Source organism: Brucella sp. IR073 (assembly GCF_049065735.1).
Lineage (GTDB): Bacteria > Pseudomonadota > Alphaproteobacteria > Rhizobiales > Rhizobiaceae > Paramesorhizobium.
Map to the genome: position 1 here is coordinate 1 of NZ_JBAKHD010000001.1, position 26,449 is coordinate 26,449.

The following is a 26,449-nucleotide window of genomic DNA, read 5'->3' on the forward strand; positions in this document are numbered from 1 at the left end:
TACGCCCGCCCGGTACAAAGTCCCGTAGCCGCTCCCACTGATCATCCCGAAGTATCTCGCCTTCCACACCAGCCTCCAAAAGCCAGTGTTGAATCTGATTTGCCATTCCTTGGGAATCGTAAAATCATTAAATTGTCACTACGCCCTAACGGAATCGCGAGGCACCCCCCCCTCTGCCCGGCAGGGCAGAGGGGGGTATTGTTCCACCAACGTTTCCATCTAAAAACTCTAGAGCGAGGCCGCCCTTACACCGGCCTGTTCCACCCGCCGATGCGTGCATAGATGGCGTCGCGCAGCGCCCTGATGTCCCGGTTGAGTTCGCCCAATCGCTCCGGGCTTTGGCCCGAGGCGGCAAATAGCGCTTCGCCGACGCAGCTGGCGCGCATACGAAGCGCTTGTCCCTCTTCGGTTAGCGCCACCACCACCTGCCGTTCATTGTCCGGGTTCCTTGTCCGGCGCACGAGCCCTGCGCCTTCCAGCCTTTTGAGCAGCGGCGTCAGCGTGCTCGATTCGAGCGCCAGCTGCTCGGCGATGCCGCCCACGGTCTGCGCGTCCTCCCGCCACAGCACATTCAGCACGAGATATTGCGGATAGGTGAGTCCCATCTGGTCGAGCAGGGGCTTATAGAGCCGCTGGATGGCAATCCCGGCGGAATAGACCGCATAGCAGAGCTGGTCGTCCAGCGGCAGCGGCGCAGTTTCTTTTTGCTGGCTCATGGCGAATCTCCTTGGCCCTCCTATATCCATCATAATCGCGAAAATAAATATCGCGATAAAAATTAGCTGGACGTGTAACAGGAATCGCGCTACATCATTTTCGTTATCGCGATAAACATTATCGCAAATCATGGAGACAGAAATGGATATCCTCTATCGCACCGAAGCCACCGCCACCGGCGGCCGCACCGGCAAGGCTGCTACGAAGGACGGCGCATTCAGCGTCGCGCTGGTCACGCCGAAGGAGCTGGGCGGCCCCGGCGGGGAGGGCAACAATCCGGAGCAGCTGTTCGCTTCCGGCTATGCCGCCTGCTTCCTGGGCGCGCTCAAATTCGTCGCCAGCCAGCGCAAGGTGAAGATCGCCGACGACAGCACGGTCACGGCGGCGGTCGGCATCGGCAAGCGCGATGACGGGCAGGGCTTCGGCCTTGACGTGGCGCTCACCGTCGCGCTGCCGGGCATTGACCCGGCAACCGCCCGCGAGCTCATCGATCAGGCGCACATCGTCTGCCCCTATTCCCACGCCACCCGCAACAGCCTCGACGTGCGGCTGTCCTTGGCCTAGAGCATGACCCCGAAAAGTTGCAGACTTTTCGGATAGGATCATGCGGAAAAAAACAAAGAGCAGGATGCATGGCGTGCATCCTGCTCTTTCAAAAACAATCCGCCGAAACGCTTACAGCGCCTTGATCTTCACCTTGTCCGCCTTGGCGTTGACGAGGGGGTTGCGCAGCGGCAGGCCGAAATCCGGGGCTTCGATCTCGAAGACGTCGCCCGGCTCGGTGCGGATGCCATCGGCGAAGGAGAGCGTCGCGGTGCCGAACATATGGATGTGGATGTCGCCCGGCTGGCGGAACACTTCATATTTGAAGTGATGATATTCCAGATTGGCGAAGGTGTGGGACATGTTGTCCTCGCCCGAGAGGAACGGCTTCTCCCACAGCGTCTTGCCATCACGCAGGATACGCGAGGTGCCGCTGATATGGTCCGGCAGCTTGCCGAGGCGCAGTTCCGGGCCGATGGCGCAGGGACGCAGCTTCGAATGGGCGAGGTAGAGATAGTTGACCCGCTCCATGACATGGTCGGAGAATTCGTTCGCCAGCGCGAAGCCCAAGCGGAACGGCGTTCCGTCCGGGCCGATGACATAGATGCCGGCGATCTCAGGCTCCTCGCCGCCATCGTCGGCGAAGGAAGGGGAGGTGAGCGCCGCGCCGGGTGCCACCAGCATCGTGCCGTTGCCCTTGTAGAACCATTCGGGCTGCACGCCGGTCTCGCCCTTCGCCGGCTTGCCGCCTTCGAGGCCCATCCTGAACATCTTCATGGAGTCGGTGAGGCTCTCTTCCTTTTCGGTCGAAGCCTTCTTGTGCATGGCGTCGCGCGTCGCGGCGGAGCCCAGATGCGTCAGGCCCGTGCCGGTCAGGTGGATATGCGCCGCGTCGGGAGCATCGATGGGCGGCAGCAGGCGGCCATCCTTGTAGGCGGCTTCTACATCGACCACCTTGCCGAGCCCGCGCTCTTCGATGATGGCATCGATGGTCGTTTCTTCCTCGATCGCCTCATGGGCGAGTTCCAGCACCGAGCGGGTGCCCTGCACGATGCGGAAACCCTCTTCGTCACGCGCCGCGACCCGCCGCTTGCCCTTTTCGCTGATCAGCTGAACCAGATTCATCATTACCCTCCCATTCAGACAGGTTCGTCCTCCCCCGGGGGAGGGCGTTGGTTTTCATATGAGGTTAAAAGTCATACTGTATGAGCAATATCAAGAGGCATGATGCCTCGGGGCGCTGATGGATTACATAAATTTAATTGGACGTCGCCTGCCGCGACCGTCAAATTGTATCACGCCCCAGTGATTTGAACGTTTCGCCTGCAATGAGGCCCCGACCGGTTAGAAAAGGCCGCGCCCTTGATAGACAGCGCTCAGATTTCGTTAATCCCCCTGTCCGATATACCCTGTGTTCCCTCCGATCGTGAGGGTATCGTGCCTTTCCGCAACCGGAGTGCCGGATGAAAATCTGGAAGCAGATCATCCTCGTCGTCCTCGTCCTGCTGGCGGCTTTCGCCGGCTGGAAATATTTCTATTCAGGCAATCCCGGAAGCGAGACCGCTCTGCAGGGCGGCCGCCAGGGCGCGGGCCGTGGCGGCGGGCAGGGACCGACGCTCGTCGTCGCCGCGCCTGTCCGGGAGGACACCATCAACACGCGCCTCAGCGCCATCGGCACGGGCAGGGCGGTGGAAACCGTTTCGGTGACGCCCTGGTCCGGCGGCATGCTGACCAGGCTTCTGGTCAAGGCCGGTGCGCATGTGAAGGAAGGCGAGCCGATTGCGGCACTCGACTCCGCCGAAGAGCAGATCGCCAATGACAAGGCGGAGATCGCCCTTCAGAACGCCCAGAACACCCTGCGCCGCATCACCACCTTGCGCTCGACCAACACGGCGACCGAGGTGCAGGTGGTCGATGCCCAGCTTGCCGTTGCCAATGCCAAGCTGGTGGCGGAGGAGGCGGCGCTGGCGCTTTCCCGCCGCACGGTCACCGCGCCGATTTCGGGCGTCATCGGCATCCTGCCGGTCAATGCCGGCAATTTCGTCACCACCACGACGGCGATAGCGACAATCGACGACCGCTCGCAGATCCTGATCGATGTATGGGTTCCCGAGCGCTATGCCCCGCAGATCAGGATCGGCCAGCCGATCACCGCCACCTCGATCGCCGTGCCGGGTCGGGCCTTCGACGGCAAGATCGTCGCCATCGACAATGCCATCGATGAAGAGAGCCGCACCCTGCGCGTGCGTGCGCAAATCCCCAATCCGGATGACACATTGCGGGCCGGTATGTCCTTCGAGGTAACGCTGCTTTTTCCCGGCGATAAGTACCCTTCCGTCGATCCATTGTCGGTGCAATGGGGCGCCGATGGGGCTTTCGTGTGGCAAATTGTTGACGGAGTGGCCAAAAAAGTGGCCGTGCAGATCATCCAGCGCAACACGACGAGCATATTGGTGAACGCGTCGCTGAAGCCGGGAGACATGGTTGTCACCCAGGGCGTCCAGACCGTGCGCGATGGCGGGGCGGTGAAGATTGCCAATGACGGCGGTGCGCCCGGCCCGGCAGCGGGGCAGCCCGCCGCCGAGGCGAAGGCCGAATGAGGCTTCGCTCATGAGCAATCAACCATCCTCTTCTCACGGCTCCGATGAGGGCGGCTTCACCGCGCTTTTCATCCGCCGCCCGGTCTTGGCCTTCGTCCTCAACGTCCTCATCGTCGTTGCCGGCCTTGCCGCCTTTACCGGCGTCGATATCCGCGAGCTTCCGGATGTCGACCGGCCCATCGTGACGATCCGCACCGATTTCGACGGTGCATCCGCCGAGACCGTCGACCGTGAATTGACGCAGGTGCTGGAAAACGCGGTGGCGCGCGTTCCGGGCGTCAAGTCGATCTCGTCCGCTTCTTCCTTCGGGCGCAGCCGCGTCACCGTCGAATTCAATGACGGTGTCGATCTCAACGTCGCGGCGGCGGACATGCGCGACGCCATATCGCGGGTGACCAACAATCTGCCCGAGGAGGCCGACGCGCCGCAGATCATCAAGGCCGACGCCAATGCCGATCCGGTGATGCGCCTTGCGGTGACCTCGGATTCCATGCCGATCCAGGACATGACCGTGCTGGTCGAGGACCGGATCGAAGACGTGCTGGCCGCCGTGCCCGGCGTCGCCGACGTGCAGGTCAATGGCGACCGCGACAAGATTTTCCGCATCGATATCGATCAGGCCAAGCTGGCGAGCTATGGCCTGACCATCGCCGATATCTCCAATGCGCTCTCCACCATGGCACTCGACCAGCCGGCGGGCTCGCTCAAGAGCAACGACCAGTCCATCGTGGTGCGCGCGGCGGCCACGGTGACAACGCCGGAGGCCTTCGAGAACATCATCATCAACGGGCACACCAAGCTTGGCGACGTCGCCAATGTGACGCTCGGCCCCGATATCGAAAGCTCTTCGGTCAGTTCCAACGGCAAGACGGCCATCGGCCTCGGCATCATCCGCCAGGCGCAATCCAACACGCTCGACATTTCCAAGGGTATCCGCGCCGCTGTCGAGCAATTGCAGAAATCCATGCCGCCGGGCGTCGATATCCACGTGACGAGCGACGATGCCAACTTCATCGACGGCGCCATTCATGAAGTCGAGATTGCGCTTGTCGCCTCGGTCTTCATCGTCATCCTGATCATCTTCCTGTTCCTGTGGGATATCCGCGCCACGCTGATCCCCGCCATTTCCATGCCGGTGGCGCTCATCGGCACCATCGCCGCCATCTATCTGCTCGGCTTCTCGGTCAACATTCTGACGCTGCTCGCGCTGGTGCTGGCGACCGGCCTCGTCGTCGACGACGCCATCGTCGTGCTCGAAAACATCGTGCGCCGCCGCAATATGGGGCTGGGTCCGCGCGCCGCGGCGGTGCTCGGCACGCAGGAAGTGTTCTTCGCCGTCATCGCCACGACGCTGACGCTCGCCGCCGTCTTCGTCCCGATCTCCTTCCTGCCGGGCCAGATGGGCGGCCTCTTCCGGGAGTTCGGCGTGGTGCTGGCGATTTCGGTTCTGCTGTCCTCCGTCGTTGCGCTCACCTTCTGCCCCATGCTCGCCTCGCGCTTCCTGTCGGAGGCGGCAGTGCACCATGAAGAGCACTCGCCGGGGGCATTCCGCCGCGTCGGCGGGGCGCTTTCCGGCTTTTACCGCCGCACGCTTCATGCCTGCCTTGCCGCGCCGATGGTCGTGGTGGCTGTGGCGCTTCTCTTCGCCGCCGCTTCCTATGTCGCCTATGGCACGCTGCGCCAGGAACTGACGCCCACGGAGGACCGCGCCCAGGCCCTGCTGCGCCTGAGCGGCCCGCAGGGCATCAGCCTCGAGTTCATGGAAAGTCAGATCGACCGGGTCGAGAAACTGCTTCAGCCCCTGCGCGATGCGGGCGAAATCCAGAGCACGCTCGCCATCGCCGGAACCGGCGGCTCGCCGAACAGCGGCATCATCGTGCTGACGCTGGCGCCCTGGGGCGAGCGCGTCCGCACCCAGCAGCAGATCATGACCGACGTCATGCAGCGGCTGAAGGTGATTACCGGCGTGCGCGTGTTCACCTCCCAGCCGAACAGCCTCGGCATCCGCGGCGCGGGCAACGGGCTGCAATTCGCCTTGCTCGGCAATGACTATACCCAGCTTCGCACCGCGGCGCAGAACATCGTCGCGGCGATGGAGAAGGACCCGCGCTACCAGTCGCCGCGCCTTTCCATCGACCCGACCCAGCCGCAGCTTTCCGTCAACATCAACCGCGAGCGCGCCTCCGACCTCGGCATCGATATCACCGGCCTCGCCAATGCCGTCCAGTCCGTCCTCGACGGGCGCAAGATCGGCTCGGTCTATATCGGCGACCGCAGCTTCGACGTGAAGCTGGTCTCCACCACCAACCCGATCAACGATCCGACCGACCTCGAAAACATTTTTCTGAAGACGAGCGACGGCCGCTATGTTCCCATGTCGTCTATCGCCACCGTGGTGGAGCAGGCCGTGCCGCCGGAACTCGACCGCGAGCAGCGCATGCGCTCCGTCGCCATCACCTCGGGCCTGAGGCCGGACTTCGCGCTGGGCGATGCCTATCAGGAAGCGCTCAAGATCGCCGCTCCCGAGCTTCCCGCCGGCGCGCGCATCATCCCGCTGGCGGAGGCGCGCACGCTGGGCGAAACCTCCTACGGCCTCGCCATCACCTTCGGTTTCGCCATCGTCATCATCCTCCTGGTGCTGGCGGCGCAGTTCGAAAGCTTCGTCAGCGCCTTCATCGTCATGGCGACCGTGCCGCTGGGCCTTGGCTGCGCCGTGTTCGCCATGCTGATGAGCGGCACCAGCCTCAACGTCTATAGCCAGATCGGTCTTGTGCTTCTCGTCGGCATCATGGCGAAGAACGGAATTCTCATCGTCGAATTCGCCGACCAGCTGCGCGACAAGGGGATGAGCGTGCGTGAGGCGATCGAGGAGGCCGCGAATATCCGCCTGCGCCCGGTGACGATGACCATGATCTGCGCCATCCTCGGCGGCGTTCCGCTGGTGCTGGCGCAGGGCGCAGGCGCGGAAGCGCGCGTGGCGCTCGGCTGGGTCATTGTCGGCGGCCTCGGCCTCGCCACCCTGGCGACTCTCTACATCACCCCCGTCGCCTACCTCCTGCTCGGGCGGTTTACGAAGCCGAAGGTGGAAGAGCATAACCGCCTGAGGCGGGAACTGGCGGAGGCGGTGCGGAAGGGGTAAGGCGAGAGGCTTGATCTGCTACCGATAAGGTGGTGAAATCGCTCAGGCGATAGCGCCCGAGGAGACCGGTCATGGCAGCGCCGATAAAGACCATTCCCGTGACGATGATCTCTCCCGAGACGGGTGAGATTCTCCCTGCCGAGCGTAGACATGACCGGGAGTATACTCTCGAAGAGTTACGTCAACTCATCGACGAATCCATCAAGAGCGGCATCAGCACGCGGTCGGTCGATGAGATTTTTAAAGAGGCGGAGCGGATATTTGCCGCGCGTCGCGCAGCAAAAAAGTAATTGGCGGCTTGCTGATATAGCCTGGCGCTCTACGGCGCCCCCCTCTGTCCTGCCGGACATCTCCCCCGCGAGGGGGGAGATCGGCTGGCACGACGATCACCATCCATTCTGGGACGTTTGCGATTGGTGCCGGACGGGTATGACAGCGTAATCTCCCCCCTTGCGGGGGAGATGTCCGGCAGGACAGAGGGGGGCGCCGTAGAGCGCCGGGTCTTTATCGATTAAATCCCACCAGCCGCCGCCCCGATATTCGCAAAAAACCGATCCGCCAGCTTCCGCGCGCTCGACGTGATCAGCCTGGCGCCCAACTGCGCGATTCCCCCGCCCGCGTCGCCGCGCACCGTATAAGTCAGCACCGTCTCATTGCCGTCCTCGGCCAGCACCACATCCGTGCTGCCATGGACGAAGCCGGCGATGCTGCCCTTGCCGGCTCCCGAAATCGTGTAGGATACGGGCGGGTTGATATTGGAGAGCTCCAGCTCACCGAAAAGCCTAATCTTCACTGGGCCGAACCGCATGACGAGCGCCGCCTCGAGCTGACCGGGCCCCCGCCATTCCAGCGCCTCGCAGCCGGGAATCGCGGCTTTCAAGGTCTCGACATCGTTCAATGCCCGCCACACGGCTTCGCGCGGCGCGGCGATGCGCTCCTCTCCCGTCAGATCCATGTGCTCTCCTTGTCTCTATCCCGGGCCAATGTAGGGTTTCTCACGGAAATTTGCCACGCATCAAACACGCCCGCCTTTTCCGCGTCCAAATGGCGCGCGATGATCCAAAAGTCATTTAGTAATACTTGTTGCCGATTCTCCCGGATTGGCCTATGCCATGGCAAAGGACCATGCGGATGGCATGGGAAAAGACTGGGGAACCCGGTGAGGAAAGCGAAATCATGAGCGAAAAGAAAATCAGGCATCTCCGTTCTCAGGAATGGTTCGACAACCCGGACAATCCGGACATGACCGCGCTCTATCTGGAGCGCTACTTGAATTTTGGCCTGACAGCCAAGGAACTGCGCTCGGGCAAGCCGATCATCGGCATCGCCCAGACCGGCTCCGACCTTTCGCCATGCAATCGTCACCATCTCGAGCTTGCCAAGCGCGTGCGCGACGGCATTGCCGCTGCCGGCGGCGTGGCGCTGGAGTTCCCGGTTCATCCGATCCAGGAAACCGGCAAGCGCCCAACCGCTTCGCTCGACCGCAACCTTGCCTATCTCGGCCTGGTCGAGGTGCTTTACGGCTACCCGCTCGACGGCGTGGTCCTGACCATTGGCTGTGACAAGACGACGCCCGCCATGCTGATGGGCGCGGCGACCGTCAACATCCCGGCCATCGCCCTTTCGGTCGGCCCGATGCTCAATGGCTGGCATCGCGGCGAGCGCACCGGTTCGGGCACCATCGTCTGGAAATCCCGCCAGCGCCTTGCCGCCGGTGAAATCGACTACGAGCAGTTCATCGACATCGTCGCCTCGTCCGCGCCTTCGGTCGGCTATTGCAACACCATGGGCACCGCCACCACCATGAACTCGCTCGCCGAAGCGCTCGGCATGGAGCTTCCGGGCGGCGCGGCCATCCCCGCACCCTATCGCGAGCGCGGCCAGATCGCTTATGAAACCGGTATGCGCATCGTGGAGATGGTGCGCGAGAACCTGCGCCCGTCGGATATCATGACGCGCGAAGCGTTCGAAAACGCCATTGTCGTCAACTCCGCCATCGGCGGCTCCACCAACGCGCCGATCCATTTGAACGCCATCGCCCGCCATCTCGGCGTCCAATTGGACAATGACGACTGGCAGGAGCTCGGCCATGAGATCCCGCTGCTGGTCAATCTCCAGCCGGCTGGCGAATATCTGGGCGAGGATTACCACCATGCCGGCGGCGTGCCCGCGGTCGTGGGTGAGCTGATGAAGGCCGGCAAGCTGCCGCATCCGGACGCGCTCACCGTCAACGGCAAGAGCATCGGCGAGAATTGCCGCGACGCGGAAAATCTCAACACCGATGTCATCCGCCCGTTCTCGGCGCCGCTCAAGGAGAAGGCCGGCTTTATCAACCTGAAGGGCAATCTCTTCGATAGCGCCATCATGAAGACCAGCGTCATCTCGCCGGAATTCCGCGACCGCTACCTGTCGAACCCGAACGATCCCGATGCCTTCGAAGGAACCGCCGTGGTGTTCGACGGGCCGGAGGATTACCATCACCGCATCGACGATCCATCGCTCGGCATCGATGAAAACTCTATCCTGATCATGCGCGGCACCGGCCCCATCGGCTATCCCGGCGCGGCGGAAGTAGTCAACATGCGCCCGCCCGCAGAGCTCATCAAGAGGGGCGTCCACGCTTTGCCTTGCGTCGGCGACGGTCGCCAGTCCGGCACGTCTGGCTCGCCCTCGATCCTCAACGCTTCGCCTGAGGCCGCCGCCATGGGCGGGCTCGCGCTGGTGAAGTCGGGCGACCGCATCCGCATCGACTTGAACAAGGGCACGGCCAACATCCTCATCCCCGACGAGGAGCTGAACAAGCGCCGCAGCGATCTGATGGCGGAAGGCGGCTACAAATACCCGCCGCACCAGACGCCCTGGCAGGAGATCCAGCGCGGCATGGTCGACCAGCTCTCCGAAGGCATGGTGCTGAAGCCCGCGGTCAAGTACCAGCGCATCGCCCAGACCATGGGCCTGCCGCGCGATAACCACTAAGCGCGGATTGGCGATGATTTGAAGGCCGGGGCGGGGAGATTTCCTCGCTCCGGCCTTACACTTTTCCTCGTCCCGCTCTAGTCTCACCCAACCTTTCGATTCGGGAGTATGCGTGATGAGCAGGAACGAGCCTGAAATTGCCGAAGCCGTAGCCGCACTGAAAGCCCATTGGCAGAATGGCGCACTGAGAGACATGCGCGCCGCCTTCGCCGCCGATCCTGAGCGCTTTGCGCGCTATTCGCTTTCCCTCGACGATCTTCTCCTCGACTGGTCGAAATGCCTCGTCAATGACGAGACCATGCGCCTTCTGAAAAACCTGGCGAAAGCCGCCGATGTGGAGGGCCGCCGGGCAGCGATGTTCGGGGGAGAGGCGATCAACACCACGGAAGGCCGCGCTGTGCTGCATGTCGCGCTGCGCGATTCGACGTCGAAGGAAATCCTCGTCGATGGCGAGAATGTGCTGCCCGCCGTCCGCGAGGTGCTGGACCGTATGGCCGCGTTCTCGAACGGACTTCGCGACGGCACCATCAAGGGCGCGACGGGAAAGGCCATCACCGATATCGTCAATATCGGCATCGGCGGCTCGGATCTCGGCCCGGTCATGGCGACGCTGGCGCTCTCGCCCTATCATGACGGCCCGCGTGCTCATTTCGTCTCCAATATCGACGGCGCGCATATCGCCGATACGTTGGAACTCCTCGATCCCGCGACGACGCTCATCATCGTCGCCTCCAAGACCTTCACCACCATCGAGACGATGACCAATGCTGAGACCGCCCGCAAATGGGTGGCGGACGCGCTGGGCGAGGCGGCTGTCGGCGCGCATTTCGCCGCCGTTTCCACCGCGCTCGAGAAGGTCGCTGCCTTCGGCATCGCGCCCGACCGGGTCTTCGGTTTCTGGGACTGGGTCGGCGGGCGCTATTCCATCTGGTCGGCCATCGGCCTGCCGCTGATGATCGCCATCGGGCCAGAAAATTTCCGCCGCTTCCTCGACGGTGCCCATGCCATGGACGTGCATTTCCGCGATGCGCCGCTCGAGGAAAACCTGCCTGTCATGCTCGGCCTCGTCGGCTACTGGCACCGTGCCATTTGTGGGTATGGCAGCCGCGCCATCATCCCCTATGCGCAACGGCTGGCCCGGCTTCCCGCCTATCTCCAGCAGCTCGACATGGAATCGAACGGCAAGAGCGTCATGCTCGACGGCAAGCCGGTTTCCGGGCCTTCCGGTCCGGTGGTGTGGGGCGAGCCCGGCACCAACGGCCAGCACGCCTTCTTCCAGCTGCTGCATCAGGGCACGGACGTCATTCCGGTGGAGTTCATCCTTGCCGCAAAGGGGCACGAGCCGCATCTGGCCCACCAGCATGAGATGCTCATCGCCAATTGCCTTGCCCAGTCGGAAGCGCTGATGAAGGGCCGCACGCTTGATGAGGCGCGGGCGCAGCTCACCGCCAAGGGCATGAGCGAAGCGGATGTCGAGCGCATCGCGCCCCACCGCGTCTTCTCCGGCAACCGCCCGTCGCTGACCATCCTCCATGACCTTCTCGACCCCTATGCCCTTGGCCGGCTCGTGGCGCTTTACGAGCACCGTGTCTTCGTCGAAGCGCAGCTCTTCGGCATCAACGCCTTCGACCAATGGGGCGTGGAGCTGGGCAAGGAACTGGCGACCGAGCTTCTGCCTGTTGTCTCGGGCGAGAAGAGCGCCGAGGGCCGCGATGCTTCTACGCAAGGTCTGGTGGCGCATTTGCTGGAGCGGCGGGGTAGGGAGTAGTTTTGGCGCGCTGGCGGGACAGCGCCCCCCTCTGTCCTGCCGGACATCTCCCCCGCAAGGGGGGAGATTGGCTGACACGGCTCACGGCGCCCATCCAGCACGGTTTGCGATTGGCACCGAGCGTCCATGAAGGCGTAATCTCCCCCCTTGCGGGGGAGATGCCCGGCAGGGCAGAGGGGGGCGCGTCGCGATTCCGTTGGAACATAATTTGCGCTACAACTGAAATGCGTAGTCAGAAGAATTAGCATGAACACCGAAACCATCACCTTCCCCGGCGACGTCCCCGGCAACGCCATCGAACTCCGCATCCTGCGCTTTACAGGCAGCGACAAACACGCCCCCGACGCATACCTGCAATCCGCCCTCCACGGCGCAGAACTTCCGGGACAGGCGGCGCTGCATTTCCTCGTGCCGATGCTGGAGAAGGCGGAGGCGGAAGGGCGCATTGCGGGCAATATCACCATCGTCCCGCAGGCGAACCCCATCGGCTCCAACCAATGGATGGCCTATCAGCATCTCGGCCGGTTCGAGTTCTTTACCCAGACCAATTTCAACCGCGCCTTTCCCCTGCTGCCGGATTTCGACACATCCGAACTCGTCGCCACCGACGCGCCTGTGCCGCTCGCCCAGCGGCTGAAGGCGGCGCTGTTGCGGCTTGCTTTGCCGCATGAGATCGTGCTCGACCTCCATTGCGACGACCAGAGCGAGAACTATCTCTACATCCACAAGGACTTCCTGCCCGATATGCTCGATCTGGCGAGCGCGCTGGGTTCCAAGGCCATTCTCGCCTGGGATTCCACCGCCGACGCCGCCTTCGAGGAGGCCTGCGCCTATCCCGTGCTGCAATTGCCGGCAGACCAGCGCAACATGAAGCGCCGCGCCGTCACCACGGTCGAGTTCCGCGGCCTTGCCGATGTCGGCTTCGACACGGGCCGCGCGGACGCCGAAGGCCTCTACCGCTTCCTCGCCCATCGCGGCGTGGTCAGGGACGACGGCGTCAAGCTCGCCCACAGTTTCAACGGCCCGGTGACGCCGCTGGAAAATGTCGAGATGGTTCGCGCGCCGCAGGGCGGCATGGTGCTTTATCATGTCGGGCTCGGCGACGAGGTGGCCGAGGGTGACAGTCTCGTCACCATCGTCACCCGTCCGGGTGACCCCTCGGGCGACATCACGCTCACCGCGCCGCAGGCAGGGCGCATCCTCACCCGCCGCAGCGTGCGCTATATCAGGCGCGGCGACGATCTCCTGAAGCTGCTCGGAAGCCGGCCCTCCGATGTCGTCAAGCGCCCCGGCACGCTGGAGGCATGATGGCGTCGAACCTCAACGCCATCAAGGCCATTCTCTTCGACAAGGACGGCACGCTCGTCGATTTCGACCGCACCTGGTTCGGCATCTCGCAGGAGCTTGCACGCCGCGCCGCCGGAGGCGACGAGGCGAGGGCGCGCATCCTCTTGGAAGAGGGCGGCTATGACTGGTCGGCCCAGTGTTTCCGCGCCAATTCGGTGATTGCGGCGGGAACGGTCGAGAATATCGTCGATCTCTGGCACCCGACCGAAAGCCCGGCGGCCCGCGCAGCCCTGATCCGCGACTATGATGATTACGCCGTCAGCGAAGGCGCGCGCGCCGCTATCGCCATCGAGGGAATGCGCGAGGCGCTGGAGGCCTTGCGCGCCAAGGGCTACCGGCTCGGCATCGCCACTAACGATTCCGAAGCCGGCGCGCGGGCAACGGCGGAGGCGCTGGGAATTGCCGCGCTGTTCGATGTCTTCATCGGCTACGACACGGCTCTACGCCCAAAACCCCACCCCGACCCGCTTTTGTATTTCGCCGAAAGGCTCGGACTGAACCCGCATCAGATCGCCATGGTAGGCGATAATCTGCACGATCTGGAAACCGCCCGTGCGGCTGGCGCAGGCCTCAGCGTCGGCGTGCTCTCCGGCAACAGCCCGCGCGAGGCGCTGGAGCCCCATGCGGATATGGTGCTGAATTCGGTGGCGGATTTGCCGGGGGTGTTGGCGGGGCGCGGTTGATTTGCCGCAAATAGGCATATACAATATGACATATGCTAAGGAGGCGAAGTCATGCCTGTCCCGCAGCCACCATCAAGGCCCAAAGAGGCGAAGTTGTTCCGCAACAACCGCAGCCAGGCGGTGCGGATTCCCGTTGAATTTGAATTGCCGGGGGATCGCGTATTGATCCACCGCGAAGGAACAAAGCTTATTATCGAGCCCGTAAGCAAGCCGGCCAACATCATCGAATTGCTGGCCGAGTGGAAGAAGGAAGCGCCGCTCGGGCCGGAGGATCAGTTCCCCGATATCGAGGATATGTCGGTGAAGCCCGAGGATATCTTTTGAACGGCTATTTGCTCGATACGAACATCATCAGCGATATGATTCGCAACCCATTCGGCTTGGCGTCGAGCCGTATCGAAAAGGTCGGGCATAAACAAATCTATACCAGCATCCTCGTTGCCGCAGAGCTACGCTACGGCGGCGCAAAAAAGGGATCGCCCAAGCTGCTTGCCAGAATCGAGGGCGCGCTTGAAACGATTCCGGTGCTGCCGATGGATAGGCCGGTTGATCTCGAATATGGCCGCATCCGCGCGGAACTCGAGGCAACCGGGCAAACGATCGGACACAACGACTTGTTGATCGGCGCCCACGCCTATGCGCTCGGCTTGATACTGGTGACAGACAATATGCGTGAGTTCGTGCGTATTCCCGGTCTCAGGGTGGAGAACTGGCTGGCAGAATAGGCGGCTATCTCCGCAGCGGATAACCGCCTTCCGGCACCTGCCTTACTCCCGCAACTCCCGCCGCAAAATCTTGCCCACATTCGTCTTCGGCAGTTCGTTGCGGAACTCCACGATGCGCGGGCGCTTGTAGTTGGTGAGCCGCTCGGCGCAGAAGGCTTTGACCTCTTCCTCCGTGAGATCAGGGTCGCGGCGCACGACGAAGAGCTTCACCACCTCGCCGGAATGCTCGTTCGGGATGCCCACCGCCGCGGCTTCGACGATGCCGGGGTGTCCCGCTGCTACTTCCTCGATCTCGTTGGGATAGACGTTGAAGCCCGAGACGAGGATCATGTCCTTCTTGCGGTCAACGATCTTGGTGAGGCCGCGCTCGTCCATGAAACCCATGTCGCCGGAGCGGAAGAAGCCGTCTGCATGGAAGGCTGCCTTCGTCTCGTCGGGGCGGTTCCAGTAGCCCTTCATCACCTGCGGCCCGCGAATGCAGATCTCGCCCACTTCGCCAAGAGGCAGGTCATTGCCCTCCTCGTCGCGGATGGCGATGTCGGTCGAGGGAAGGGGGAGGCCGATCGTGCCGGTATATTCCGTCGCCTCCAGGCTGTTGGCGGTGGCGACGGGCGATGTCTCGGAGAGGCCGTAGCCTTCGGTGATATGGCAGCCGGTCATTTCGCGCCAGCGCTCAGCGACGGGGCGCTGCACCGCCATGCCGCCGCCCAGCGACAGGATCATCGGCTTGAAGTCGATCTTTCGGAAATCCTCATTGTTCATCAGCGCGTTGAACAGCGTGTTGAGGCCGGGGAAGATATGCGCAGGATATTTTTGCAATTCCTTGACGAAGGCCGGGATATCGCGCGGATTGGCGATGAGCACGTTGCGCGCGCCCTGCTCGATGCCCATCAGCGCGTTCACCGTCAGCGCGAAGATGTGATAGAGCGGCAAGGCGCAGATATAGTTGAGGTCCTTCGGCTTGCCCTTGATGCGATAGGCGACCTCCACCCACATATGCAGCTGCTCGACATTGGCGAGGATGTTGCTGTGGGTGAGCGTTGCGCCCTTGGAAATGCCCGTCGTGCCGCCGGTATATTGCAGGAAGGCGACGTCGGAGGGCGCCACCTCGGCTGGGGTGAAGCTCTTCGCCGCGCCCTCTGCCAGCGCCGCCTTGAAAGGCACATGGCCGGGCAGGCTCCACGCCGGAACCATCTTCTTGACCTTGCGCACCACCAGATTGACGATATGGCCCTTGAAGCCCAGCATGTCGCCCATAGCGGCGACGATGACATGCTTCACCTCAGTTTTCGCCAGCACCTTCTCCAGCGTCGTGGCGAAGTTTTCGAGGATGATGATCGCCTTCGCTCCGGAATCATTGAGCTGATGCTCCAGTTCGCGCGGCGTATAGAGCGGGTTGACGTTGACCACGACGAACCCCGCCCGCAATACGGCGGCGATGGCGACGGGATATTGCAGCACGTTCGGCATCATCAGCGCCACACGGTCGCCCTTGACGAGCCCGCGCGCCTGCAGGAAGGCGGCAAGCGAGGCCGAATGCTTCTCCAGATCGGCATAAGTCAGCGATTTGCCCATGCTGGTAAAGGCGGGCCGCTCGGCGAATTTCCGGCAGGATGAGACGATGAGATCGCCGATGGACGAATAGGCCGGCGTCGTCATTTCTGCTTTTACGCCCGCGGGATAGGATTTGAGCCAGACGCGGTTCCCCCCCCTGGAAGCCTGATCCGCCGCCTCGTTTGCGCCTGTTACCTGCACCCCGGCAGCCTTCGCTGCCGGTGTCTGTTCCTGTGCCAATGCTGCCTCCCTGTCAGTTTCGTTGCGCCGGTCGATCCGCCCGCTGTCTGGCGGGCCCACCAACCGGATATCGCGACAAATGCTCGTCCTCCACATCTATCTACGGTCAGTTCAGGCTCTCACGCAAGAGTATGACATTGACGTAAGCGTAAAAATTCGGGGGACGCCCACCGCCGGGTGGAAAATTCGCTGTTAGAGTGGTTTGTGTTTGATGGATCCGTTTTGGGCCGTTGTTATAGTGGAGGCGTTGAGGAATGGATCCCAGTGACAAGCACTGGGATGACGGGTTGCTTTGGCTGCAGGCAAATCACCTCCGACGTCCCGCATGGCAGAAGCATATCAGATAGTGGGAAAAAACATCTCCACCTCGTCATTCCAGTGCTTGTCACTGGGATCCATTCCTCTACGGTCGCATGGGCACAAAGATAAAGAATGAGTCAGCTATCTCCATTACAGGTGGACGCTCTAAACCACGCGGACTTTCGGCCCCCGGCTTTCTTCCTGCCCGCGAGAAACACCGCTTTTTCTGAAAGCGGCCATCAGCGCCCGGATGGACCGGGTGCCGACGGTCACGAGATCGAAGGCCTTTTCTGTCCGCACCCATTCGCCGAGAATGCCGGACATGGCGGCCATCAGCGCGCGGGCGGCATCATCAGGCGCCCAGTCGGACGACAGCATTCCGCGTCGCTCGCAGGCCTGCATCAGCCGCACGAAAAGCTGGTGTATCCCGGTGTTGAGCTCACGCAGCCGCCCGAGCGCCTCGCTAAGCTCCCCGACATATTCGCAGCGCTGGTGTATGATCGTGAAGACGCGCTGCTGGCGCTCATCCTCGGCAAACAGATGAAGGCAGGCCACCAGCGCATGAAACAGCACGTCCAGCGGATCGCCTTCCATGTCGGCCCGCGCCGCCCGCTCGATCAGATCTTCCTCCGGAAAGCGGATGCGATCGACGATGGATTTGTAGATATCGGTCTTGTCCCTGAAATGGAAATAGATCGCCCCGCGCGTTACCCCCGCGCATTGGGCGATCTGTGCCAGCGTGGACTGGTTGACCCCGTTTTTCAGGAACACTTTTTCCGCCGCGTCGAGGATGGCCTCGCGCGTTCCTTCGGCTTCCGCTTTTGTCCGTCGCATTGTCTTTCCCCCCATTCTTTCGGGGTGATTACCCTCCCGGCCCCAATAACTCAATCGTGAACGGTCATTGGAGCCACCACGACATAATATCAACTTTTAGCCTATTTACAAACATTCATGTATGTATTTATTTCGGGCAAACATCCGAGAAGGGGCCTCGCTTCACAATGACATCGAGCAAATTTTCCCTGGCGGGACCGGCCGCCGGCATTGTTTTTCTCGTTCTGGCGGGAAGCGCCGCGCTGGCTCAGACGCCGCCTCCGCCGCAGGTGAGCGTGGTGGATGTGAAGCCGCGCGAGGTGCCGCTGACCTATGAATATGCAGCAAGAGTTTCGGCCTTCCGCGAGGTGCAGGTGCGCGCGCGGGTAGGGGGCATTCTTTTACACCGCAATTTCACCGAAGGGACTGAGGTCAAGGCGGGCCAGGTTCTGTTCGAGATCGACCCCGCGCCCTATGAAGCGGAGCTGGCGCGCGCCAAGGCGCAGCTGGCGCAGGCCGAGGCGCAATATACCCAGTCGATCCGCGATGCCGAGCGCGCCGAGCAACTCGTGCAGCAGAAGGTGCAGAGCACGGCGACCCGCGACAGCGCCATCGCCACACGCGACGCCAACGCCGCAGCCGTTGCCGCCGCTAAGGCGCAGGTGCGCACCGCCGAGCTGAATTTGAGCTACACCAAGGTGACCGCACCGATCAGCGGCATTACCAGCCGCGAGCAGGTGCCGGAAGGCAGCCTCATCGGCACGGACGCTTCTTCGAGCCTGCTGACCTCGATCACCCAGCTCGACCCGGTCTATATCAATTTTTCCTTCTCGGACGCGGAAGCCGCCGAAATCCGCCGCCTGCTCGACGTGCAGGAGGCGAAGGGCGGCGACCCGAACAAGCTCAAGGTGAAGATCACCTTCGGCGACGGGCAGGTCTACGACCATGAAGGCGTCATCGATTTCACCTCGTCGAGCCTCGACAAGGAAACCGGCACGCTCGGCGCCCGCGCCGTGGTCGATAATCCCGATCATCGCCTTATCCCCGGCCAGTTCGTTCGCGCCACCATCATGGGCGTGACCATCGACAACGCCATCGTCGTGCCGGAAGCGGCGCTGATGCAGGGCTCGCAGGGGCAGTTCGTCTATGTGGTGGGGTCCGATGGCAAGGCGCAGATGCGGCCGGTCACGGTGAACCGCACGGTCGAGGGCGGCTGGCTCGTCTCGTCCGGGTTGAACCCGGGCGACCGCGTCGTGACCGAGGGCGTCATGAAAGTGCGCCCCGGCGCGCCCGTCACGGTCGATACCGCCGCGGCTGACGGCAAGAACGTAAATCAGGCATCGGTGACGCAGTAATGAATCGCTTCTTTATCGACCGCCCGGTCTTCGCGGCGGTCATTTCCATCGTCATCGTCATGGCGGGCCTCATCACCATGCGGATATTGCCGATTGCGCAATATCCGGAGCTGACCCCGCCGCAGGTGGTCGTCACCGCGACCTATCCGGGCGCGAGCGCCGAAACCGTCTCGCAGACCGTCGCCGCGCCGCTGGAGCAGCAGGTCAACGGCGTCGAGAACATGCTCTACATGCAATCGACCAATTCCAGCGACGGCCGGATGCAGCTGACCATCACCTTCGCGCTCGGCACCGACCCCGACCAGGCGACGATCAACGTCAACAACCGCGTGCAGCGCGCCCTTTCCTCGCTGCCGACGGAGGTGACGCGCCTCGGCGTCACCGTCAACAAGCGCTCGACCTCCATTCTCGGCCTCGTCGCCATGTATGCGGACAAGGGCAGTTCCTATGACCGTACCTATGTCGGCAATTACGCGCTCCTCAACGTCATCGATGATCTCAAGCGCATTCCCGGCATCGGCGATGTCCAGCTTCTGGGCGATATCGACTATTCCATGCGCATCTGGCTGCGCCCCGACAAGCTCGCGCAATATAATCTGACGCCGAGCGACGTCGCTGCCGCCATCCGCGAGCAGAACGCGCAATTCGCCGCCGGACGGTTCAGCGACCAGCCCGACCCGAAATCCGGTGCCTTCACCTATTCGGCAACGACGCAGGGCCGGTTGCCGGACGCCGAGGCGTTCGAGAACATCATCCTGCGATCCGACAAGAACGCCGCCACCTTGCGGCTGAAGGATGTGGCGCGGGTGGAGCTTGGCACCAAGAGCTATCTCGTCAACAGCAATCTCAACGGCACCCCCGCCGTGCCGATCGCGCTCTATCTCCAGCCGGGCGCCAACGCGCTCAACACGATGAAGCTCGTCAAGGCGCGGATGGACGAGCTGAAGGCGAACTTCCCGCATGGGATCGACTATTCGGTTCCATACGACACCACCAAGTTCATCCAGGTCTCCGTCGATGAGGTGATCCATACCTTCATCGAGGCGATCATCCTTGTCGTGGCGGTGGTCTTCATCTTCCTCCAGAACTGGCGCGCGACGCTGATCCCGATCATCGCCGTGCCGATCTCGATCATCGGCACCTTCGCGGGCATGTGGCTGCTCGGCTTCTCGATCAACCTCCTGACCCTGTTCGGCCTGGTGCTCGCCATCGGTATCGTCGTCGACGACGCCATCGTGGTGCTCGAAAATGTCGAGCGCATCATGTCGACCGAGAAGCTCCCGCCCAAGGAAGCCGCCATCAAGGCCATGGGCGAGGTGACCGGGCCGGTCATCGCCATCGTGCTGGTGCTGTGCGCGGTGTTCGTACCGGTCTCTTTCATGGGCGGGCTCGTCGGCGAAATGTACAAGCAGTTCGCCGTCACCATCGCCATGTCGGTGATCATATCGGGCATCGTCGCCCTGTCGCTGACCCCGTCGCTCTGCGCGCTTCTGCTGAAGCCCGGCCATCACGAGCCGATGCTGCCGTTCCGTGTCTTCAACCGCTTCTTCGAGCGGCTGACCAACGGCTATACATCCGGCGTGCGCTTTTTCGTGAAGCGGGTCGGCATCGGCCTCGCGCTCTTCGCCATCCTCGGCGGCGCCACGGCCTATATGTTCTACACAATTCCCGGCTCGCTGCTGCCCGATGAGGACCAGGGCGTTCTCTTCAGCGTGGCGCTGCTGCCGCCCGCCGCATCGCTCGCCCGCACCGAGGCGGTGGTGGATACTGCGAGCGAGAATATGCGCAAGAACCCGGCGGTCGAGAACGTCTTCGCTGTGTCCGGCTTCGATCTCCTCTCGGGTGGCCTCAAGACCAATGCCGGCACCATGTTCGTGACGCTGAAGGATTGGCACGAGCGCACGACGCCCGAAACCGACGCGCGCAATCTACCGGGCCAGCTGATGGGCATGAACGCCGGCATCAAGGACGGCATGGTGCTCGCCTTCAACCCGCCGCCGATCCTCGGCCTCTCCACCACAGGCGGCTTCGAGCTTTATGTGCAAGACCGCACAGGGCGCGGCGTGGCGGCGCTGACCGAGGCGACCAACAAGCTGGTCGAGGCGGCGTCCAAGCGGCCGGAACTGGCGGGCGTGCGCACCAGCTTCGATCCCAACATCCCGCAATATCGCCTCGATCTCGACCGCGACAAGGCCAAGGCCATGGGCGTGCCGATCAGCTCGGTGTTCGAGGCGATGCAGGCCACCTTCGGCAGCCTCTACGTCAACGACTTCACGCTCTATGGGCGCAATTATCAGGTCAATCTCCAGTCGGAGGCGGATTTCCGCCGTACGCCCGACGATCTGAAGCATGTGTTCGTGCGCGCCGATTCCGGCAGCATGATCCCGCTCTCCACGCTCGTGACGGTGAAGCGCGTCGTCGGCCCCGACCAGCTGGAGCGCTTCAACGCCTTCAACGCGGCCAAGGTCACCGGCAATCCCGCGCCGGGCTACACCTCGGGAGACGCCATCCGCGCCATGCAGGAAGTCGCCAAGGAAGCGCTCCCCGCCGGCTACCAGATCGCCTGGACCGGCACGGCCTATCAGGAGCTTTCCACCAGCGGCACCGGCTCGCAGGCGATGATCTTCGGCTTGATCATGGTGTTCCTCATCCTCGCGGCGCAATATGAGCGCTGGAGCCTGCCGCTCGCCGTCATCACGGCGGTTCCCTTCGCCATGTTCGGCGCGCTGGTGGCGGTGCTGCTGCGGGGGCTGACCAATGACGTCTATTTCCAGATCGGCCTTGTGACGCTGATCGGCCTTGCGGCGAAGAATGCGATCCTGATTGTCGAGTTCGCCGTCCTTCAGCGGGAGGAGGGGAAATCGGCTATGGATGCGGCCATCGAGGCGGCGCGCCTGCGCTTCCGCCCCATCGTCATGACCTCGCTCGCCTTCATCCTGGGCGTGGTCCCGCTCGCCATCAGCACCGGCGCCGGCTCCGCCAGCCGCCACTCCATCGGCACCGGCGTCATCGGCGGCATGCTGGCGGCCACCTTCCTTGCCACCTTCTTCATCCCCATGTTCTACCGGTTGATTGCCTGGAAGGACCCGAAGAAGCGGGAGGATGAGGGAGTGCGGAAGGAAGCGGGGCCGGTGGCGGCGGAGTGAGATGCGCTGCCGGATAGGGCGGTGCGCTTCAGCCACCCCCTCAGTCCTGCCTGACATCTCCCCCTCAAGGGGGGAGATTGGATGTGAGGTCCGGCTTCGCCAATCGCAGACGGTGAAGAAATGAGCCGTCGCCGATGGCAGCTAATCTCCCCCCTTGAGGGGGAGATGCCCGGCAGGGCAGAGGGGGTGATGGCCCGCCAAGATATGGACAACCACCCCAAACAACTTCCACCCCCGCAATAAAACGCTCCACCTATTCCCCCACTGCATAACAATATTCATTGATCCGCTGCTTTATTGATCTAGATTAAACTCTAGACGCAACGGACAGGATAATTTCCTTGGGCGAGCATCATGTCGTGATTGTCGGCGCTGGCTTTGGAGGGCTGGAGGCCATTCGCTCCTTGAAGGGCGCTCCGGTTCGCATCACCATCATCGACCAGCGCAACCACCATCTGTTTCAGCCGCTGCTCTATCAGGTGGCGACGGCGACGCTGGCGACGTCGGAGATCGCCTGGCCGATCCGCCATCTCTTCCGCAACCGCCCGGAGGTCGAAACGATCCTCGGCACCGTCAGCGGCGTCGACACCGCCAAGCGCGAGGTGCTGCTGGCCGATGGCTACCATGTGCCCTATGACACGCTCATCATCGCCACCGGCGCGACCCATGCCTATTTCGGCCATGACGAGTGGGAGAAATTCGCTCCCGGCCTGAAGACGCTGGAGGACGCGACAACCGTTCGCCGCCGCATGCTCGTCGCCTTCGAGCGCGCCGAGCGCGAAACCGACCCGGAGCGGCGGCAGGCCTTTCTGACTTTCGTCATCATCGGCGGCGGCCCGACCGGCGTGGAAATGGCCGGCGCCATCGCCGAGCTTGCTCATGTCACGCTCAAGGATGAGTTTCGCAACATCGACCCGCACATGACGCGGGTAGTGCTGATCGAGGCCGGCCCGCGCATCCTCGCCGCCTTCTCGGAGGATTTGTCGGATTATGCCCGCAAGGCGCTGGAGCGCTTGGGCGTGGAGGTGCGCACCGGCGCGCCCGTGACCGAATGCGCAGACGGCTATGTGGTCTTCGGCGATGACAGGATCGCGACGGGCACCATTCTCTGGGCCGCCGGCGTCAAGGCGTCACCTGCCGCGAAATGGCTTGCCGCGGAGGCCGATCGCGCGGGCCGGGTCAAGGTCGAGCCGGACCTGACCGTGCCTGGCCATCCGGATATCTTCGTCATCGGCGACACCGCTTCCGTAACCGCGCCGGACGGCAGCCCGGTTCCCGGCATCGCGCCCGCTGCCAAGCAGCAGGGTGGGTATGTCGCGGCGGTCATCCGGGCGCGCCTCGCCGGAAAGCCGGAGCCCGCGTCGTTTCACTATAAGCATTCCGGCAGCCTCGCCACCATCGGCAAGCGCGCCGCCGTCATCGACTTCGGCTGGATCAAGCTTCGTGGCTGGCTTGCCTGGTGGATATGGGGCATCGCCCACGTCTTCTTCCTCATCGGCACGCGCAATCGCATCGCCGTGGCGCTGAGCTGGCTCTGGATTTACCTGACGGGCAACCGCAGCGCCCGGCTGATCACGCAAGGCCAAGCCCGCGAACAGACCGGCATGATGAGCGCCGCGCCTGCCCGCAGGCGAAAGCAAGGTTAGAGCATGTTTTCCAAAAGCGAGAACCGGTTTTGGATAAGACAGGCGTAAACCAAACTTATAGCGCGTTACATAAGCGCATTTAAACGCAACGCGCTTTAAGCTCCTTTGCTTCCCTTGCCCTGAATATTTCTTGGTGATGGCGGCTTGCGGCGGAAGCGCGAATAACCGCCTTTCGCCAGCCGCAATATATCGGAAATGCGCGTTGGATCAGTCGATGGCTTGGGCATGTCCATATGGATCTGCTGTAGTAGATGGGATGGCGCGGGGCGCGGTGTTCTGCCCGCGCCGAAAATAACCTCACTCATTGTTACCTCCCTCAAACGATGATGCTTCCCTCCTTACGGAAGGACATGCTTCTTTCATTGTCTGAATGGAACTTATTTTAGCGCGATCAGTTGGAAAGACAAGCGCACAGTGCGGCTTTTCGCCACATGCAGCTCGGTCCGTCTCGCGTCGCAATATCTATCGGGCCAAGGCAGGCGGTTCCAGCGGAATTGCGGCTTCCGTTTCCTGCTGGACATGCTGGAGTGCGCCGAGCAGATACATCGCGTCCGGCAGCCGGATATGGAGCGTCTCGATGCCCGAATGATTGTCTTTGAGCTGAAGCTCGATCATCGGCTCCTGCGGCGCCAGCCCGTAGACGAAGCGGAAGCCGACCACATGTTTTTTGTTCCCGCCGGAGAGTTCCGCCGCGCCATCGCCGGCATAAGGCGGAAAGGTTGGCTCGGCGGTGTCCAGGCGGCGTTCTGTTTCAGGCATTCACATCTCCTTAAATTACGGCAGCTTCCGCTGGCTATGCGATGCCGTCCCCGCGCGAAGGCCCGGCATTGATAATGGCGGCTTTGGCGGGGGAATTCTGCGGCATCAGCTCCGGTCAATCATGGATGAGCGGCGGCTCTCGCGCTACTCCAATAAGTTGCCATCTTGCCAGGGCGTGACCGACAGCGTTTTTTGGGAATGAAGCGGAAAAGAGAGGAGGCCCGGCGCGGGGTTGGGGGGCGTTTCGCGCTGGGCCTCCAGACTGGAACTCAGGTCCAGCCGCATTGCTATATTGTACGAGTCGGGCCGTCTTATCGATCCCAATAAAAGAGGAAAATTTTACGCACCGGCGGAAAGGTGTATGATGACCGTAAGGGATTGAAATGCCGAATTGTTTTTCAGGGAGAATAGCATGCCCTTAAGCCTCAAGATCTTCACAGTCGGCGATCCTGTCCTGCGGCAGGTAGGCCGCGAGCTGACAGTCGATGAAATCAGGTCGCCCTCGATACAGCAATTGATGGAACTGATGCGTAACACCGTGCGCAGCGCTCCGGGCGTCGGGTTGGCCGCGCCCCAGATAGGCCAGTCCCTGCAAATTGCCGTCATTGAGGACCGCGCCGAATATCAGAAGGCGCTTCCGGAGGAAGAGCTTGCCCGCCGGGGTCGTCGCCCGGTGCCGTTCCACGTCGTGATCAATCCCAGGATAAGGCTTCTGCCCGGCCCGGAGGCGGTTTTCTTCGAAGGCTGCCTCAGTCTCCCCAATTTCACGGCGCTCGTCCCGCGCGCCACGCGCGTCGAGGTGGATTGCCTCGACCACAATGGTGAGCCCGTCCATATAAAGGCGGAGGGCTGGTATGCGCGCATCCTCCAGCACGAGATCGACCATCTCAATGGCATCATGTACACCGACCGCATGCTGGGGCGCAGCTTCAGCACCATGGAGAACCACGTCCGCTTCTGGAAGGACAAGCCGCTGGAAGAGGCCATCGCGGAAGCCGAAAACCCATAAGCGCGTTTTCGGCTATGGCAGAAGCCTGTAGCCGAAGGTGTGGCACTGGTCGAGGCCGCATTGCAGCACCACCGAGCCGAAATTGACGAGCACGATGGCGACCATATAGAGGCCAAGCACCGTCGCCAGCGCGCGGATCGCCGGCTGCCCGGCAGGAGGACCGTTGCGCATATGGCTGCCCTCGGCGAAAAGGATAAGCTTCGCTGCATAGGCGATGAGCAGCGCCAGCGCGATGAGAATCGACCAGACCGGCATGTGCAGGCCGAAAATGGCGCTGCCGATATAGGAATGGCCGGGGCGCGGATAGATATCGAGCAAGGTCTGCCGCACCGAGACGACCAGCAGGAAAATCGTGAAGAGCAGGCTGAGGCCGGTGTTGCGAAGCGAAAAGCCGCTGCGGAACTGCTGAATGATGCCGAACGCCACGCCGAGCAGCGCGACCCGCTGCAGCAGACAGAGCGGACAGGGCAGTTCGTCATAGCCATATTGCATCACCATCGCCGCTGTCAGAATGGCCGCGATAACCGCCAGCATGGCCAGCAGGTAGAAGGAGTGCAGCGCGGCAAGCCGCGGCTCGGCGACGGCGGGTAAATACGGCTCAGCGCGAATGGGATCGCGGCTCGCCGCAGCCTTGCTCGTGCGCCTTCTGGTGCTGGTGCTGCGCGCGCTCATGCCTGCCCTCCGATCTCAGCGGTTTCAGCACGCTGCTGCGGCGCTGGCGGCGTCTCAATATGCTGCGTCTGTATCCAGGGCATCCGGTATCCGTAGGTGGGGCTATGGATTTCCCAGAGAAACAGCTTCACCGCCACCGCGAAGCACAGAGCGATAAAGGCAAGCGCAATCTCCCGCCGCCCAAACCAGCCGAACAGAAACGCAAGCGAAAGCAATACCCACACCAAAGCCATCATGGGACTGATCTCCGGAAGCGCCCAGAAATCAGTGCTGGACGCGCAGAATTAGTGCGGCTTATTGAATATATTAAGTATAAATTTAAGGTTAAGTTGGAATTACTGTATGATTATTGAGTTTTTCTAAAAGTATCTAATATCAAAGAAGCATGTATAGACGATTTCCGGCGAAGCCATATGCTCAGCATGATGCAGAGCCAGCGTCCCGTAAAGCGTAATAA

Annotated in this window: 23 protein-coding genes; 14 read left to right on the forward strand and 9 right to left on the reverse strand. The window is 62.4% G+C overall.

Annotated elements, in window-relative coordinates:
• Window positions 1-245 precede the first annotated feature (245 nt).
• Entirely contained in the window at window positions 246-716 is a 471-nt protein-coding gene (locus tag ACOWVG_RS00005; protein WP_420959287.1) for a MarR family winged helix-turn-helix transcriptional regulator, read from the reverse strand.
• A gap of 142 nt (window positions 717-858) precedes the next feature.
• Here ACOWVG_RS00005 and ACOWVG_RS00010 point away from each other — a divergent pair, with 142 nt between their 5' ends.
• Window positions 859-1,281, forward strand: a complete 423-nt coding sequence (locus tag ACOWVG_RS00010; RefSeq protein WP_420959288.1) for an organic hydroperoxide resistance protein — start codon at window positions 859-861, stop codon at window positions 1,279-1,281.
• A gap of 111 nt (window positions 1,282-1,392) precedes the next feature.
• On the opposite strand, the gene araD1 is transcribed toward ACOWVG_RS00010, so the two are convergent.
• On the reverse strand, window positions 1,393-2,385 hold the full coding sequence (gene araD1 / locus ACOWVG_RS00015) for an AraD1 family protein (RefSeq protein WP_420960129.1): 993 nt from the start codon (window positions 2,383-2,385) through the stop codon (window positions 1,393-1,395).
• A gap of 338 nt (window positions 2,386-2,723) precedes the next feature.
• Here araD1 and ACOWVG_RS00020 point away from each other — a divergent pair, with 338 nt between their 5' ends.
• The 3 genes from ACOWVG_RS00020 to ACOWVG_RS00030 all read left to right on the forward strand — a co-directional run bounded on the left by ACOWVG_RS00020 (window position 2,724) and on the right by ACOWVG_RS00030 (window position 7,289).
• Window positions 2,724-3,860, forward strand: coding sequence for an efflux RND transporter periplasmic adaptor subunit (locus ACOWVG_RS00020; RefSeq protein WP_420959289.1), 1,137 nt, complete (start codon window positions 2,724-2,726; stop codon window positions 3,858-3,860).
• A 10-nt stretch (window positions 3,861-3,870) separates the two neighbouring features.
• Entirely contained in the window at window positions 3,871-6,999 is a 3,129-nt protein-coding gene (locus tag ACOWVG_RS00025; protein ID WP_420959290.1) for an efflux RND transporter permease subunit, read from the forward strand.
• 71 nt (window positions 7,000-7,070) lie between these two features.
• A complete protein-coding gene (locus ACOWVG_RS00030; RefSeq protein ID WP_420959291.1) occupies window positions 7,071-7,289 on the forward strand; it encodes a hypothetical protein in 219 nt (72 codons plus the stop codon).
• 221 nt (window positions 7,290-7,510) lie between these two features.
• On the opposite strand, the gene ACOWVG_RS00035 is transcribed toward ACOWVG_RS00030, so the two are convergent.
• Window positions 7,511-7,954 carry an SRPBCC family protein gene (locus ACOWVG_RS00035; RefSeq protein WP_420959292.1) on the reverse strand — a complete coding sequence of 148 codons (444 nt, stop codon included), beginning with the start codon at window positions 7,952-7,954 and terminating at the stop codon, window positions 7,511-7,513.
• Between the two features lie 221 nt (window positions 7,955-8,175).
• Here ACOWVG_RS00035 and ACOWVG_RS00040 point away from each other — a divergent pair, with 221 nt between their 5' ends.
• The 6 genes from ACOWVG_RS00040 to ACOWVG_RS00065 all read left to right on the forward strand — a co-directional run bounded on the left by ACOWVG_RS00040 (window position 8,176) and on the right by ACOWVG_RS00065 (window position 14,498).
• On the forward strand, window positions 8,176-9,975 hold the full coding sequence (locus tag ACOWVG_RS00040) for an IlvD/Edd family dehydratase (RefSeq protein WP_420959293.1): 1,800 nt from the start codon (window positions 8,176-8,178) through the stop codon (window positions 9,973-9,975).
• A gap of 115 nt (window positions 9,976-10,090) precedes the next feature.
• Window positions 10,091-11,743 (forward strand): glucose-6-phosphate isomerase, encoded by a 1,653-nt coding sequence (pgi, locus tag ACOWVG_RS00045; protein ID WP_420959295.1) that lies wholly within the window; start codon window positions 10,091-10,093, stop codon window positions 11,741-11,743.
• 246 nt (window positions 11,744-11,989) lie between these two features.
• A complete protein-coding gene (locus ACOWVG_RS00050; RefSeq protein ID WP_420959297.1) occupies window positions 11,990-13,051 on the forward strand; it encodes a peptidase M14 in 1,062 nt (353 codons plus the stop codon).
• Window positions 13,048-13,773: an HAD family hydrolase gene (locus tag ACOWVG_RS00055; protein WP_420959299.1), complete on the forward strand. Its 726-nt coding sequence runs from the start codon at window positions 13,048-13,050 to the stop codon at window positions 13,771-13,773. Before ACOWVG_RS00050 ends, ACOWVG_RS00055 begins: the two co-directional genes overlap by 4 nt.
• Before the next feature lie 51 nt (window positions 13,774-13,824).
• Window positions 13,825-14,097 (forward strand): antitoxin, encoded by a 273-nt coding sequence (locus ACOWVG_RS00060; RefSeq protein WP_420959300.1) that lies wholly within the window; start codon window positions 13,825-13,827, stop codon window positions 14,095-14,097.
• Window positions 14,094-14,498, forward strand: a complete 405-nt coding sequence (locus tag ACOWVG_RS00065; RefSeq protein WP_420959301.1) for a type II toxin-antitoxin system VapC family toxin — start codon at window positions 14,094-14,096, stop codon at window positions 14,496-14,498. The genes ACOWVG_RS00060 and ACOWVG_RS00065 overlap by 4 nt, the downstream gene beginning before the upstream one ends.
• A 42-nt stretch (window positions 14,499-14,540) precedes the next feature.
• Here ACOWVG_RS00065 and ACOWVG_RS00070 read toward each other — a convergent pair whose 3' ends face one another.
• Window positions 14,541-16,292 carry a long-chain fatty acid--CoA ligase gene (locus ACOWVG_RS00070; protein ID WP_420959303.1) on the reverse strand — a complete coding sequence of 584 codons (1,752 nt, stop codon included), beginning with the start codon at window positions 16,290-16,292 and terminating at the stop codon, window positions 14,541-14,543.
• Between the two features lie 465 nt (window positions 16,293-16,757).
• Window positions 16,758-17,426: a TetR family transcriptional regulator gene (locus ACOWVG_RS00075; protein WP_420959304.1), complete on the reverse strand. Its 669-nt coding sequence runs from the start codon at window positions 17,424-17,426 to the stop codon at window positions 16,758-16,760.
• Window positions 17,427-17,593: 167 nt separating this feature from the next.
• Here ACOWVG_RS00075 and ACOWVG_RS00080 point away from each other — a divergent pair, with 167 nt between their 5' ends.
• The 3 genes from ACOWVG_RS00080 (at window position 17,594) to ACOWVG_RS00090 (ending at window position 23,552) form a co-directional block, all read left to right on the forward strand.
• On the forward strand, window positions 17,594-18,760 hold the full coding sequence (locus tag ACOWVG_RS00080) for an efflux RND transporter periplasmic adaptor subunit (RefSeq protein ID WP_420959305.1): 1,167 nt from the start codon (window positions 17,594-17,596) through the stop codon (window positions 18,758-18,760).
• Window positions 18,760-21,906 (forward strand): efflux RND transporter permease subunit, encoded by a 3,147-nt coding sequence (locus ACOWVG_RS00085; RefSeq protein ID WP_420959306.1) that lies wholly within the window; start codon window positions 18,760-18,762, stop codon window positions 21,904-21,906. The genes ACOWVG_RS00080 and ACOWVG_RS00085 overlap by 1 nt, the downstream gene beginning before the upstream one ends.
• A 335-nt stretch (window positions 21,907-22,241) precedes the next feature.
• Window positions 22,242-23,552: an NAD(P)/FAD-dependent oxidoreductase gene (locus ACOWVG_RS00090; RefSeq protein WP_420960130.1), complete on the forward strand. Its 1,311-nt coding sequence runs from the start codon at window positions 22,242-22,244 to the stop codon at window positions 23,550-23,552.
• Window positions 23,553-23,647: 95 nt separating this feature from the next.
• Here ACOWVG_RS00090 and ACOWVG_RS00095 read toward each other — a convergent pair whose 3' ends face one another.
• Both ACOWVG_RS00095 and ACOWVG_RS00100 read right to left on the reverse strand, forming a co-directional pair.
• Window positions 23,648-23,857 carry a hypothetical protein gene (locus ACOWVG_RS00095; protein ID WP_420959307.1) on the reverse strand — a complete coding sequence of 70 codons (210 nt, stop codon included), beginning with the start codon at window positions 23,855-23,857 and terminating at the stop codon, window positions 23,648-23,650.
• Between the two features lie 157 nt (window positions 23,858-24,014).
• On the reverse strand, window positions 24,015-24,311 hold the full coding sequence (locus ACOWVG_RS00100; protein ID WP_420959309.1) for a hypothetical protein: 297 nt from the start codon (window positions 24,309-24,311) through the stop codon (window positions 24,015-24,017).
• Between the two features lie 412 nt (window positions 24,312-24,723).
• On the opposite strand from ACOWVG_RS00100, the gene def reads away from it, so the two are divergent.
• The gene (gene def / locus ACOWVG_RS00105; protein WP_420959310.1) at window positions 24,724-25,320 is read left to right on the forward strand and encodes a peptide deformylase; all 597 of its coding nucleotides are present in this window, start codon (window positions 24,724-24,726) and stop codon (window positions 25,318-25,320) included.
• A 12-nt stretch (window positions 25,321-25,332) separates the two neighbouring features.
• Here the strand turns inward: def and ACOWVG_RS00110 are convergent, their stop codons facing one another.
• Together ACOWVG_RS00110 and ACOWVG_RS00115 are read right to left on the reverse strand one after the other, a co-directional pair.
• On the reverse strand, window positions 25,333-25,992 hold the full coding sequence (locus ACOWVG_RS00110) for a disulfide bond formation protein B (RefSeq protein WP_420959311.1): 660 nt from the start codon (window positions 25,990-25,992) through the stop codon (window positions 25,333-25,335).
• Complete coding sequence (locus tag ACOWVG_RS00115; protein WP_420959313.1) at window positions 25,989-26,228, reverse strand: hypothetical protein; 240 nt, start codon at window positions 26,226-26,228, stop codon at window positions 25,989-25,991. The genes ACOWVG_RS00110 and ACOWVG_RS00115 overlap by 4 nt, the downstream gene beginning before the upstream one ends.
• Window positions 26,229-26,449 lie beyond the last annotated feature (221 nt).